The sequence below is a fragment of the Pseudoalteromonas sp. P80D2 genome (assembly GCF_036680945.1).
Taxonomy (GTDB): Bacteria; Pseudomonadota; Gammaproteobacteria; order Enterobacterales; family Alteromonadaceae; genus Pseudoalteromonas; species Pseudoalteromonas shioyasakiensis.
The window spans coordinates 113,346-126,672 of the sequence record NZ_JAZDAR010000035.1 but is presented as its reverse complement, the minus strand read 5'-3'; the positions used below and the strand labels follow the sequence as shown (position 1 = coordinate 126,672).

The window sequence follows — 13,327 nt, the reverse complement described above, 5'->3', positions numbered from 1 at the left end:
GAGATTAATGTATTTTAAAAATCAAGTTAGCTAAATTTTACAATTTAGCTAACTTTTAACCCATCTGCCCAACTTTTCTTAGTTAAATAATATTAACTTTTGTAACATAAAACCGGAATTTTCCTAGTTCTTTATCACGAATTTATCGCTAAATTGTTTATAAACATTAGTGATCAAATTAACACTACCTCTTTCTGGTTCAGACTGTTTTTACTCCGCTAATTTACTTTCTGAATCTAAAGCTGTACTTGGGTGATTTTAACGTGAAACATAGAATTAATACCGATACCGAAGTTAAATTTTCTGAATCTGACATCCTCCTATCGACTACTGATTTGCAAAGCCATATTACCTATGCCAATGATGAATTTTGCAAAATAGCTGGTTTCACGCTAGACGAAATGGTAGGTAAGCCTCATAACCTTGTTCGCCACTCTGATATGCCGAAACTGGCTTTTGCAGATTTGTGGCAACATCTAAAAAATGGTCAATCTTGGATGGGGCCTGTTAAAAATCGCTGTAAAAATGGTGATTATTATTGGGTTAATGCCTTTGTAACACCGATTAAAGATAAAAGTGGTCGTACTGTTGAGTTTCAATCAGTCAGAACTAAACAAAGTGATGATGTCGTACAAAGAGCGACCGCTGAATACGCTAAAATAAACAATAATCAAAAATCTCATGCCACTGCAGCAAAGTTTGATGCCACTCTTTACATAAGTGCCCTATTATTCATTAGTTTTTTAGGTTCGCTGGCTGCCGTTTTTAGTTCTGGGTTTGATATTTTTAATTGTCTACTAGTTCTATTTTTAGCATCAGCTAATGGGCTTATGTATTTTTGGCGTCAAAAATATTTAGCGCTTATAAGCAAAGCAAAACAAGTGTTTGATAACCCTTTAATGGCCTACCTCTACTCTGGTACTAATGATCAATCTGGCTTTTTACATCTTGCCCTTGAGATGCAACAAGCTAAATTAAAAGCTGTTGTTGGTCGTGTAAATGATGTGACCATGGGCGTTAATCATAACGCGCAACAATGTGCAGAGTCTGGTCATAACGTGACTGAGCTTTTAAATAAGCAAACAGATGAAGTCTCACAAATTGTTGTTGCCACTGAGCAAATGACGGCCTCAATCAATGAGCTTTCATCAAGCACAATGCAATCTAATCAAGCTGCCGAAGAGTCAAACCAAGCAACCGAAGAAGGCTCACTTGCGGTCAAGCAAACGATAACTTCAATTAGTGAGCTTGATGAAAAACTCAAAGCAGCGAGTAGCCAAGTAGAAAACTTAATAGAAGGCAATCAACACATTGTGGCAATTTTATCTGAGATAAATGCGATTGCCGATCAAACTAATTTACTTGCTTTAAATGCGGCTATCGAAGCTGCCCGAGCAGGCGACCATGGCCGTGGTTTTGCTGTTGTTGCAGGTGAAGTTCGTGCATTGGCTTCACGTACACAGCAATCAACTGAAGAAATAAACAATGTGTTAAATCAGCTCACACACGCCTCGAAACAAGCACAACTTGCCATGAAAGACGGACTTAACTTGTCGGCTAAAAGTGTTGAGCTTGCACATCAAAGCGGCGATAGTTTAGACCATATTAAAGCCCAGTCTATCAAACTAAGTGAACTCAATAGCATCATAGCGCATGCAATGAACGAGCAACTGACAGCAAGCCAGGTTATTGCTACCAACTTAACGTCAGCACAAGACTTTGCTCATGAGTGTACAGAGCTTGGCCATACTTCGCAGCAACTTTGCGAAGCGCTCCTCAGTAAAGTGACAGAGCAAACTGCCTTGATTAATCAGTTTAAGTAGCGAAAGCAATACTATTTAATTAGGTTTATTTTCGGTGTGTGCTTATTAGTACACACCGCATCGAATGCTTCTGCTAACCGTTCTGTTTCTTTGAATACCTGCTGCCAATACTTAATTCGTGTATCAGCATCAAGTTCTGTAAAGTCTTTACGATCTGGGATTTTGCCATAAGGTAACGAAGCAACAAAGTCAGCTGATGGAGTGATCATCACTACGTTTTCATAGTTACTCGGGGTAACACTGCGCTTTAGGCTCTTATCAAACCAACCTGCTTTAGGGCTGTTATTAAAATGCGGATATAAAATAAGCCCGTCATTATGAATACTTAAGTCAAAGTGATAATCGATGATACCGCCATCGCGATACATACCTGGTGGTGTTCCTTTGATATTTTTAATGCCCTGCATGACTAATGGAATAGAGCCTGAAGCAAGTAACGCATCCGCTAAATTATCTTCGCTTAGCTCAATAGTATGGGTATTGAAAGTATTATTATCGGAAAAAGATAACTGACTATCCGCAGGCTGAAATACATAACGTTCATATTGCTTACTTAACAAACGCCTATTCATTCGATTGACTAAGTAGCTTTTAGATAACCCCATTAACTGCATCACTTTATTTTCTGATGCTGTAAAGCCATTCGATTTTGCAACTATAAAGTGGGCTTTAAAAATAGGGTTGTTAATAATTTCTTGAATACCATTTTCAGCAAATACAGTGCTTAATAACTCTCGTGCTTTTGTTGTTATTTCTTCTGGTTTTGCTTTATTCGATGAATAACGTGTTTCAGAGTAAGACTTGGCTAATCGAGATATTGCAGCAACAGGGTCATTTTGTGCAAAACAGGCAGCTCTAAATGCCCCAGCACTTGATCCTAATAAGTTTAAAGGTGTGGTACGGTCTTTAAAAAATTCACCAAATAGATATTTATCTAAACCAAATAATGTAAACCATTTCGGCCCGCCGCTTGCTCCTAAAAAGGTATTAAACAAATCGGCAGACAGGCCTTGCTCTTGAATTACTTTTGCAGCACTAGGCCCTGCATAAATATCTATCATGGTTACTTTTCTCGTTATTGTTTTAGCTTATTTGCGCCAAATCCCTTGTTCTGTTTGACCTTGAACCTGCACTTTTTCAGAATCAAAACTAGGTTCTTGTCCTGCTTCACGTTGACTATGATAGTCTTTTGTCACAGATAAAATGGTTGGCGTTAAGCGTATGATAGCGATAACGTTCACCACTGTCATTAAACCTAAAGCAATGTCTGCAAGATCCCACACTTGTTTAATGGTGGCCGATGCGCCCCAAATCATCATGGATAAATATAAACAGGTGTAAATTCCACGGCCGAGTTTATTATCTAGTTTAAATAAATGTAGGTTACTTTCTGCGTAGGCATAGTTTGCAACCACTGAAGTAAACGCGAATAAACAAATTGCAGCCGCTACAAAGTAAATGCCACCAGCAGCCATATGCGCTGTCATCGCAGATTGAGTTAAGCGGATCCCTTCCATTTCGCCGCTAATATCAATATTAGCCAATAAAATAATCACCGCCGTACAACTACACAGCACAATGGTATCGAAAAACACCCCTAGCATTTGAATATAGCCTTGAGTGACTGGGTGATTTGGTACTGGTGATGCACAGCCAGATGCATGTGGCACACTACCCGCTCCGGCTTCATTCGAATAAAGCCCTCGCTGAATACCATTTTTAATTGCGGCACCCATTGCTCCTGCGCCTGCTTCTTGTAAGCCAAAGGCTGAAAGTAAAATATCTTCAATCATCGCAGGCACTTTACCGATATTCAATAAAGTAATAATAATGGCGGCTAGTACAAATAAAATGCCCATAACTGGCACAATTCGTTCAGCAAAGCGGGCAATAGCTTTAAAGCCACCTAAAATAATAGAGCCTGCCAGTATCGTGATCACAATACCTGAATACAAAGTAGGAATTTCAAATGCGTAATTGAGGGCATCGGTAATGGTATTCGTTTGCATGGCACTAAACGTAAAGCCATAACCAAGAAACAAGCAAAAAGCAAAACACACTGCAAGCGCTCTACTGCCTAAGCCTTGCTGAATATAATAAGCAGGACCGCCTCTAAACTCGCCATTGGCATCCCTGACTTTATAAACTTGCCCAAGTACGCTCTCGGCAAAGCCTGTGGCCATGCCCAAAATGGCAATCACCCACATCCAAAATATTGCGCCACTGCCCCCTAACGAAATAGCAACGGCAACCCCCGCAAGGTTACCTGTGCCCACGCGAGCTGAAAGACCAGTACATAAAGCTTGAAACGAACTAATTGAGTTTTTATCGGTGCTGCTACTCGACTTTAATAGGCTAAACATATGGCGAAACTTAACCAATTGAATCGCTTTTAACCTTACCGAAAACCAGATCCCAGCAAACAGAAGAATATAGATAAGAATTTGGCCTTCTCCCCAAAGAAGACCATTGATTGTCGATACAGCACTGTTAAACATGGCAAGCCTTTATTGTTCTTATAGATAAAAAATCACAAAAAGTGAATAGCTAACCACTTTAACTCTATTTACAAATATCTCAAGTAGGCAATGGGATTAATTGCCCGGCCTGCTCCCAACTAATTTAGCAGTTGTTGCTGTAAAAAGGCACGACCTGCCGCTAAACCTAATTTGTGATCATAGCGCAGATCTGAATCTGTACTACCCAGTAGCTTACTGCGTAATTTATCGCCTGCAAAAATTTGCGTGATACGGGCATCACTTGGTGGGTTGGCAATGAAATCGAGTTCTTCTTGATAAGCTTGTTCGTGTTGAACCAAGTAATCAATGGTTTTAGGGCAATAACCTGATACGCAAACTAGTGACTTTAACTTATTTACCCATTCAGATTGTACTTGAAAGTTTTCATCAACAGTACGAATGACCACAATATCACGAGCACCACGGTTATAAGCTTCTTTCACAGGTAAAGGTGCGGCTAAACCACCATCTAAATACATATCATGCACTAAATCAGTATTAGAGCTTTGAATAATGGCATCGTTTGCGGCCTTTGTTGTTAGCCAAGGCGTTAAGTTCACTCCATCTTTATATAAAAATGGCAGTGCGCTTGATGCTTTTAATAATGCCAACCATTGCGTATCTTCACCATTTGGGCTCAAATAATACGGTTTACGATCAGCTGCGTTAGTGGTTGTGATCAACAGTTCGCGTTTACCTAGGCTTTGTGTTGCTGTTTTAAAATCAAGGGCACGGTTTACCTCTTTGGTTTTATCAAAATACCAATCAAGGTCAACAATGCTTTTACCAAACAGCCCGCGGCCAAGTTGGAAAAAACGTTTATGACGAGAAAGGCCTCTGATCAAACGTTTTGCATAGCCTTTTTGACGCGCTAAATAACTTGTTAAGTTTTGTGAGCCTGCCGATGTGCCAATGAATAAATCGAATGGATCGTAATTATTTTCTAACCATGCATCGAGCACACCTGCGGTAAAAATCCCTCGTTGCCCACCACCCTCAGCGATTAATGCTGTTTTTGTTTGTGGTTCTACTGCGGCAATTGTTTGAGATTTCACGGTGCACCTTCCTAGGGTTATGGTTAATAAATATATTGTATTAAGTTAATTTCAATCCTTAAAACGGATTATATAAATTGATTTAATCTATAAAATCGTTTAATAAATGAGTGTCAGGGCTTAATCAATGCGCATAAAACTCATTACACGCATTCACTATTTGCCAAACCGTATTAGTTCATGATGCTTGCTAATATTTCCAGCGCATGTTGTCTGTCACTCAATTCATACAGGTCATTTGTAAAAATAAACTCATCAACCTGTAGCGTTTGTTTAATCATACTCAGCTTATGCTTAACGCTCGCTTGACCGCCAACAACAGAAAGTCCTAAAAAGTTTTCTACTTGCATTTTTTCTTGCGCTGTCCACAAGCCTTCCATTGTTGCAACAGGCTCTTTAAGCCAAAGTGGCTTGCCGCGCATAAGTGCTAAGATGCGTTGTTTCGCTGTGGTTGCTAAAAACTGTGCTTGTTCATCGGTGTCAGCTGCAACAACGGGTAAGCCAAGCATGACGTATGGCTTATCTAATACCTCAGATGGTTGAAATTCTCTGCGATACAATGCAATGGCATCTTCAACAAAGCGTGGGGCAAAATGACCAGCAAATGCATATGGCAGGCCTTTTTTTGCCGCAAGTCCAGCACTATAAAGGCTTGAGCCCAGTAACCAGATTGGTACATTTGTATCTTCACCTGGGATTGCGCGTACTGGAGAGTCACCTTTATATGGGCCAAGTAAAGCTTGCAGCTCCGTTACTTCATCATTGAAGTGCTCAGCACGTTGTTCGTCACGGCGCAAAGCACGGCTGGTAATTGGGTCACTACCTGGTGCTCGGCCTAAACCTAAATCAATGCGACCGGGGTATAAACTCTCTAGGGTGCCAAATTGCTCAGCAACCACCAGCGGTGGATGGTTAGGTAACATCACCCCACCTGCACCTACGCGAATATTCTGAGTTTTACCTGCGATATGACCTATCAGTACTGAAGTTGCGGCACACACGATTCCGCGCATATTATGATGCTCTGCCATCCAAAACCGATTAAAACCCAGTTTGTCGGCTGTTTTTGCATAGGTAACACTATTTGCTAGTGTTTGCGAAACGGTTTCGTGCTCTTTCATTGGGCTCAATTCAAGCAATGAAAAAGGTGTGTTGCTAAGATCTGACATTCGCTCTCCAAAATTTAACTCTTTATAATTAGTTAATGAGAGCGAATGGCTATTTTTCAAATGCTAATTAGGCACGGCTTTGTTGCTGTTTTTCCACCTTTAGGCCATCGGCATCAATACCACGCTTCCAATAAGCTGATGCAACAATGTGTTCACGGTCAATTTCAAAACTGCTTGTTACTAATCGGCGAATTGCTTTTACCAAGTTTGCTTCTAGTGCCATAAACACCATAGGTTGCGTGTTATAGCCAGCACATAAGCGTGTTACTTGGTCGAGTAGATCTGTTTCTGGCTCATCTGTAACTAACCATTCAACACTATGTTGGATGTGTGCCTTAATTTGCTCAAGCTCAATGATGTCGGCTTTATCAGCAACATGAATAATGACATCAACAGTGGCATCTTGTGGCAGGGCTTGTAAGTAGCCATTGATTGCATTTACTGAAGTTAAATCTGCCAGCATTAAATAATGTGTTTGCGTAAAATCAGTGAGTTTTTTAGGGCCTGGGCCTGCTATACCTACCTCGTCGCCTACACACGCATTTTGTGCCCAGTTGGTTGCCACGCCTTGATGTTGGTTAACCACAAAATCGAGGGTAATTGCACCGTTAAATGGGTTGATATCACGAATAGTGTAAGAGCGCATTAATGCTGGGTGCTCAGCGTGTAAATCAAGTTCAACTTTTGATTCTCCGGCATGCGGGAGTAGCACCTTTACGTACGCACCTTTTGCATCTTGTGGAAAATCGGCAAACTCCTCTGAGCCAACAACAATTCTTTGTAGATGCGGGGAAATACGTGTAGTACTTAATACGTTTGCACGACGAACTTTTCTAGCCATCTTGGTCTCCTAGCTGGTTAAATTGCACAACGCCCCAATAGTTGATATAGTCAACTATACGCTTTTAATTGACTTTGTCAACTAATGTAAACTTGCTTAACTTAGGTGAATCATGCCACAAACCTCTCTTTCTTCAGCTTTATTTACACTGGCACAAAGTTACCGTGTCACTGTACGCGAAGCCATTAACGCCAACGAGCTTGGTCTTAACGCACTGCATGTACGCTGTTTACATATTATTGCCGAAACACAGCACTGTACTGCCAATGATATTGTTGCCAAAACTGGTCGTGATAAAGCACAAATAGCACGCTTAGTAAAAGAGCTTATAAAGCTTGAACTGGTTTCTAAATGTGCCGACGAAAACGATAAGCGCTGTTTAATTTTATCCTTTACTGATCAAGGTAACGCCCTGTTCTCGCGTTTAGAAGTTGCAGAGCAAGAAGTTGATGCCAAACTTTGCCACGGTTTAACTGATCAACAAGTACGTGATTTTATCGCTATTGCCACAACCATGATCGAAAATATCAATCACAACACCCCGTGATCTTATTGGCAAGATAACCACAAACCACTATACTGTACAAACGTACAGTATAGTGGTTTTGTTATGCGTGTTATTCCTATTTATATCGAAGCTGGCGTATGTGGTTTTGAATCACCGGCAGCACAATACAAAGAGCTAGGCTTATCATTAGATCAGCTATTGATTAAACACCCTGATGCAACATTTATTGGTATTGCCTCTGGCGAATCAATGCAAGGTGTGGGGATTTTTGATGGTGACTTATTACTGGTTGATCGCGCCGAAGACGTTAAAAATGGCGATGTCATTGTCGCGAATCTAAATGGTTTATTTGTTTGTAAGCTATTAGATAAACACAATGCACAGTTATTATCAGCCTCACCTAAATACCCCGCAGTGCAACTACGCCAATCGGATGAATTTCAATTAGAAGGCGTGGTCACTCGCTCAATTCGCTTACATCGCAGTAGTAAAGAGCTATTAGCATGTACGCCTTAGTCGATGCGGTGGCCTTTTATGCCAGCGCCGAAAAAGTATTTGATCCGGCTATTCGTAGTAAACCGGTTGTGGTTCTTACTAACAACGATGGTTGTATTTGTGCCGTGTGCCCTATTGCACGAAAGCTGGCTATTCCAAAATTTCAGCCTTATTTTCAAGTAAAGAAAATACTCGAAGATAACCAAGTGGTGATCCGCTCATCTAACTATGAGCTGTATGCGGATTTAAGCGAGCGGATGATGAACGTGATTGGCCGCTTTTGCGATAATCAGCACATATACTCTATTGATGAATCATTTTTAAACTTTACTGGTTTCAAAAAACTTATTCACGATTGGCATCGTTATGGCCATGATATTCGCCGTACCGTATGGCGCGAAACAAAGCTGCCAGTCGGTGTTGGATTTGGCCCAACAGCAACCCTAGCCAAAGCCGCCAATCATGCAGCGAAAAAACTCCCCGGCTTTGATGGCGTTGCAGTGATTGACTCAGAAACTTCACGGGTAGCCATTCTAAAAGCCATGGACGTACAAGATGTTTGGGGCGTTGGTCGACGCTTAGCTAAAAAACTCAAAGCAATGAATATTAATACAGCCTTTGATTTAGCCGAGCAAGACCCACGAAAAATGAAACGCCTATTTAGTATTGTATTAGAGCGCACAGTGAACGAGTTACGCGGTAAAAGCTGTTTAGCCTGGGATGAAGTACGCCAAGACAAAAAAGAAATTTTTTCGACCCGTAGTTTTGGAGAGCGTATCACTGACGCCACCGCGCTGAAAACGGCACTGATCAATCATTGTGTCATTGTAGCAAGAAAACTACGTGCGCAAGGCTCACACACTCAACGCTTATTAATGTTTGTGGCCAGTTCTCCTCACCAAGATGGCTATTATAAAAAGTCCTATATTTATGAGTTTAGTGTCGCCACCGCCGATAGTTGCGTGTTTGCCAATGCTATCAGCGAGGTATTTGATCATCTCTATAAACCTGGGGTACGATTTTATAAATGTGGTGTAGGTGCTCTTGAGTTATCAAGCCACATGTTTCAGCAACCTGATCTATTTCAAGCGCCTATCGATAACCCAAAACTGATGAAGTGTCTTGATAGCATTAACACCCGTTATGGCGTGGGTACCCTTGCCATAGCCAGCGAAACTCCAACGACCCGTTGGCATATGAAACGCGCGTACTTATCGCCTCATTACACAACCCGCTGGCATAACCTACCAAAAATACATTGTTAAAAATCTGCCAGCTTAGCATTTAGTAAACTGCATAAATCCTTAGGTGCCAACGAAATCTCAAGGCCTCGCTTACCAGCTGAAACATACATCAAGTCAAAGCTATCTGCAGATTGATGCACATAGGTATTAAGGCGCTTTTTCTGACCTAGCGGGCTTACTCCACCTAAAATATAACCTGTGGTATTTTCGACTTTTTGTTGTGGAGCCATTTGTACTTTTTTAACCTTTGCCGCCTTTGCCAGCATTTTCAGGTTAACTTGTTGGCTAACTGGCACAATAGCAACCAAAAGCTGGTGGTCAGCGTCTTCAAGTACTAAGGTTTTAAATACTTGCTCAGCTGGTAGCTTAAGCTTTTCAACCGCTTCAAGGCCAAACTGTTGTTGCGAAGGCTCATGCTGATAGCTGAGCACATCAAAGCTAATACCTTTCTTCTTCAGTAAGTTTATAGCCGGCGTCATTGATTTTCCTATAACTAATTAATTAGCAGTCACTTTATAAAACATACCGTGAACAAGGAATATAAGGCAATAGAAAAACCGCTACAAAACACACGAAATAGACCTAATTCGACTACACTAAAGTAATGAATCCTGGGCAGGGTAACAAGCATGTCTAGACACACAGGGCTCTATCTAGCCAAACAGTTATTTATCATACTCACCCTATTGTATGCAGTGAATTTTGTGTGCAACGAATACCTCGCGTGGAATGCCTACATGGATTGTCAAAGCAAATGCCATACGCTTGGCTTAGAAAAAGGCCGAATACAAAACACCACATTTTCAGAGGATGTGACTTTATGCCGTTGTCTTGCTGATACCGACTACTACGTTGTGCTGAACTAAATCTGAAAATACCGACTAGGAATTAGGGAAATTTCACGTATTATTAAATTGATTATAAGTTAAACAAAGGAAAGTACATGTTTTTAGACTACTTTGCACTGGTCATGCTAGTGTTTGTAACGGTAGTAATATTTTATGGTGTTATTGCCATTCACGATATTCCCTACGAAATTGCCAAAAAGCGTAATCACCCTCATCAAGATGCCATCCATTATGCAGGCTGGGTTAGCCTATTTACCCTACACGTGCTGTGGCCATTTTTATGGGTTTGGGCGACATTATGGCGTGATGACCGCGGTTGGGGTTTTAACCAGATCCAAAAGGAACAAGAAGACTTAGCTGAAAAAGTGGCAAGCCTGACAGCCACAGTGGCAGCGCTACAAGCACAAATAAATGCTCAATCGAATAATAAAGAGAAATAGAATATGGATTTGTTATTAATACTCACCTATACCGCATTGTGCATTGGTATCTTTAAAGTTTTTAAAATCCCACTAAATAAATGGACGGTACCTACCGCGGTACTTGGTGGTGTGGTGCTGATCGGCGCTTTGATCCTGTTAATGAACTATAACCATCCACATTCAAATATGGCCAGCAGTGCCTATGTCACAACACCTATTGTGCCAAATGTACGCGGAACCGTTGAAGAAGTGGCTGTTAAGCCAAATCAGCCCGTTAAAAAAGGTGAGTTATTGTTTCGCCTAGACGATACCTTATATCGAGCCAAACTAAATCAAGCGATTGCCGCTTTGCAAGATGCAAAACAGTCAGTGCTTGGTTTAGAAGCGGCCTATAAATCAGCACAAGCCAGTGCACTAATGGCTAAAGCTGAATATGATCGCAGTAAGAAAGAATACGAACGTTATGAAAAAGGGGCAAAAAGCGGTGCTTACTCAAAAGGCCAAGTTGATAATAAATTAGGTGTATACTTAGCAGCAAAGGCAAGTTACGAAGCAGCACAGGCCGAAGAGCTACGTCAAAAACTTGCATTTGAGTCTGAAATAAACGGCGAACAAACTAAAATTGCCGCAGCTCGCGCTAATTTAGAGCAAGCTCAATTTAACTTAGACAGCACAAGCGTTTATGCACCTACCGATGGCTATGTTACACAACTAACATTACGCCCTGGGATGATTGCAGTACCAATGCCACTACGCCCAGTAATGACCTTTGTGCACAAAGAAGATACCGTTTACGTCGCTGCATTTAGACAAAATTCACTATTAAGACTCGAACCAGGCTACAAAGCAGACTTTATCTTTAAAGCTATTCCTGGCAAAACCTTTGCGGGTGAAGTAATCGATGTATTACCTGCTATTGGTGAAGGGCAAGTACAAGCACAAGGCACACTGATGGGCACTGAGTTTTTTGCTCGCCAAGGCCGCGCAATTGTCACCTTAAAAATCACAGACGACATGAGTGAATATAACCTACCACAGGGGACAAGCACAGAAGTCGCTGTTTATTCAGAACACTTCGAGCACGTATCAGTAATGCGTAAAGTATTGATCAGAATGAAAAGTTGGCAAAACTACCTATTCTTAGATCACTAAAGTAGGCAATTACCAATAAAAAAAGGCGCTTATTAGCGCCTTTTTTACTATCTAACTAAAGTTACTTAACTAGAGTTACTTAGTTAGGTCATCGAAAAACTTCTTAACACCGTCAAAGAAACCTTTTTCTTTTGGACGATTTTTAGAGCCATCTTTACCCATGCTTTGCTCAAGTTCTTCAAGCAATTCACGTTGACGATCATTAAGATTAACCGGCGTTTCAATAACCACTTTACAGATCAAGTCACCTTGAGCGCCACTACGTACAGACTTAACGCCTTTACCACGCATACGGAACATCTTGCCCGTTTGGCTTTCTGATGGGATCTTCAGTTTTGCACGGCCATCCAGTGTCGGTACTTCAATTTCACCGCCCAGTGCTGCTGTTGTGAAGCCAATAGGCACTTCACAATACAGGTTATTACCATCACGTTGGAAAATCGGATGTTCACGTACAGAAACCTGAACGTATAAATCACCTGCTGGTGCTCCATGCATGCCCGCTTCACCTTCGCCCGATAGACGAATACGGTCACCTGTATCAACACCCGCTGGGATCTTAACTGATAAGGTCTTAGTTTTTTCTACGCGACCTTGGCCATGACAGCTGTCACATGGATCAGAAATAATTTGACCTGTGCCCTGACACGTAGGACAAGTTTGCTGAACCGCGAAGAAACCTTGGCGCATTTGTACTTGGCCTGCACCATGACAGGTAGTACATGTTTTTGGTTTAGAACCCGCTTTTGCACCGCTACCGTCACATGGCTTACAGCTAACCCAGGTTGGTACTTTAATTTCGACATCTTTACCACGAACAGCCTCTTCAAGGCTTAAGTCCATGTTGTAACGTAAGTCCGAACCACGTTGTTGACGCGATTGACGACGACCACCGCCACCACCAAAGATATCTCCAAACACATCACCGAAAATATCACCAAAATCACCATGACCGCCGCCGAAGCCACCGCCATGACCGCCACCACCTTGTTCAAAGGCTGCATGGCCGTACTGATCATACATTTGACGCTTTTGCGGATCAGTTAGTACTTCGTAGGCATCTTTTACTTCCTTAAATTTAGCTTCAAGGTCTTTATCGCCTGCGGTACGGTCTGGATGATATTTCATCGCTAAGCGCTTATACGCTTTTTTTATGTCTCGTTCGCTGGCATCTTTGCTCACGCCGAGAACTTCATAATAATCGCTTTTTGACATATCTATCACACTACTCTTTTTACTGCAGCTACACTG

14 protein-coding genes are annotated in these 13,327 nt (G+C 41.5%); 7 read left to right on the top strand and 7 right to left on the bottom strand.

Annotated features, from left to right (window positions below):
• The first annotated feature begins 263 nt into the window (after positions 1–263).
• Positions 264–1,823, top strand: coding sequence for a methyl-accepting chemotaxis protein (locus VRK28_RS10240; protein WP_332393882.1), 1,560 nt, complete (start codon positions 264–266; stop codon positions 1,821–1,823).
• Positions 1,824–1,834: 11 nt separating this feature from the next.
• Here the strand turns inward: VRK28_RS10240 and VRK28_RS10235 are convergent, their stop codons facing one another.
• The 5 genes from VRK28_RS10235 to VRK28_RS10215 form a co-directional block, all read right to left on the bottom strand.
• Positions 1,835–2,884, bottom strand: coding sequence for a patatin-like phospholipase family protein (locus VRK28_RS10235; protein WP_332393881.1), 1,050 nt, complete (start codon positions 2,882–2,884; stop codon positions 1,835–1,837).
• Positions 2,885–2,911: 27 nt separating this feature from the next.
• Positions 2,912–4,321 carry an alanine/glycine:cation symporter family protein gene (locus VRK28_RS10230; RefSeq protein WP_062565475.1) on the bottom strand — a complete coding sequence of 470 codons (1,410 nt, stop codon included), beginning with the start codon at positions 4,319–4,321 and terminating at the stop codon, positions 2,912–2,914.
• 119 nt (positions 4,322–4,440) lie between these two features.
• Positions 4,441–5,397, bottom strand: coding sequence for a patatin-like phospholipase family protein (locus VRK28_RS10225; RefSeq protein ID WP_062565476.1), 957 nt, complete (start codon positions 5,395–5,397; stop codon positions 4,441–4,443).
• A 173-nt stretch (positions 5,398–5,570) separates the two neighbouring features.
• A complete protein-coding gene (locus VRK28_RS10220; protein WP_130167502.1) occupies positions 5,571–6,566 on the bottom strand; it encodes an LLM class flavin-dependent oxidoreductase in 996 nt (331 codons plus the stop codon).
• Between the two features lie 67 nt (positions 6,567–6,633).
• Positions 6,634–7,407, bottom strand: coding sequence for a siderophore-interacting protein (locus VRK28_RS10215; RefSeq protein ID WP_130167503.1), 774 nt, complete (start codon positions 7,405–7,407; stop codon positions 6,634–6,636).
• A gap of 112 nt (positions 7,408–7,519) precedes the next feature.
• Between VRK28_RS10215 and VRK28_RS10210 the strand changes: the two genes are divergently transcribed.
• From VRK28_RS10210 to VRK28_RS10200, 3 genes are all read left to right on the top strand, one after another.
• The gene (locus VRK28_RS10210) at positions 7,520–7,954 is read left to right on the top strand and encodes a MarR family winged helix-turn-helix transcriptional regulator (RefSeq protein ID WP_054563088.1); all 435 of its coding nucleotides are present in this window, start codon (positions 7,520–7,522) and stop codon (positions 7,952–7,954) included.
• A gap of 63 nt (positions 7,955–8,017) precedes the next feature.
• Positions 8,018–8,431, top strand: a complete 414-nt coding sequence (locus tag VRK28_RS10205) for a LexA family protein (RefSeq protein WP_054552219.1) — start codon at positions 8,018–8,020, stop codon at positions 8,429–8,431.
• Positions 8,419–9,675: a Y-family DNA polymerase gene (locus VRK28_RS10200; protein WP_062565478.1), complete on the top strand. Its 1,257-nt coding sequence runs from the start codon at positions 8,419–8,421 to the stop codon at positions 9,673–9,675. The genes VRK28_RS10205 and VRK28_RS10200 overlap by 13 nt, the downstream gene beginning before the upstream one ends.
• Here the strand turns inward: VRK28_RS10200 and ybaK are convergent.
• The gene (gene ybaK, locus VRK28_RS10195; protein ID WP_062565479.1) at positions 9,672–10,133 is read right to left on the bottom strand and encodes a Cys-tRNA(Pro) deacylase; all 462 of its coding nucleotides are present in this window, start codon (positions 10,131–10,133) and stop codon (positions 9,672–9,674) included. The two genes, VRK28_RS10200 and ybaK, sit on opposite strands and share 4 nt — an antisense overlap.
• A gap of 150 nt (positions 10,134–10,283) precedes the next feature.
• On the opposite strand from ybaK, the gene VRK28_RS10190 reads away from it, so the two are divergent.
• The 3 genes from VRK28_RS10190 to VRK28_RS10180 all read left to right on the top strand — a co-directional run bounded on the left by VRK28_RS10190 (position 10,284) and on the right by VRK28_RS10180 (position 12,076).
• The gene (locus tag VRK28_RS10190; RefSeq protein ID WP_130167504.1) at positions 10,284–10,520 is read left to right on the top strand and encodes a hypothetical protein; all 237 of its coding nucleotides are present in this window, start codon (positions 10,284–10,286) and stop codon (positions 10,518–10,520) included.
• A gap of 77 nt (positions 10,521–10,597) precedes the next feature.
• Entirely contained in the window at positions 10,598–10,942 is a 345-nt protein-coding gene (locus VRK28_RS10185) for a DUF3302 domain-containing protein (protein WP_054552213.1), read from the top strand.
• A gap of 3 nt (positions 10,943–10,945) precedes the next feature.
• Positions 10,946–12,076 carry an HlyD family secretion protein gene (locus VRK28_RS10180; RefSeq protein WP_062565480.1) on the top strand — a complete coding sequence of 377 codons (1,131 nt, stop codon included), beginning with the start codon at positions 10,946–10,948 and terminating at the stop codon, positions 12,074–12,076.
• 75 nt (positions 12,077–12,151) lie between these two features.
• On the opposite strand, the gene dnaJ is transcribed toward VRK28_RS10180, so the two are convergent.
• A complete protein-coding gene (gene dnaJ / locus VRK28_RS10175; RefSeq protein WP_054563084.1) occupies positions 12,152–13,291 on the bottom strand; it encodes a molecular chaperone DnaJ in 1,140 nt (379 codons plus the stop codon).
• Positions 13,292–13,327: the final 36 nt, after the last annotated feature.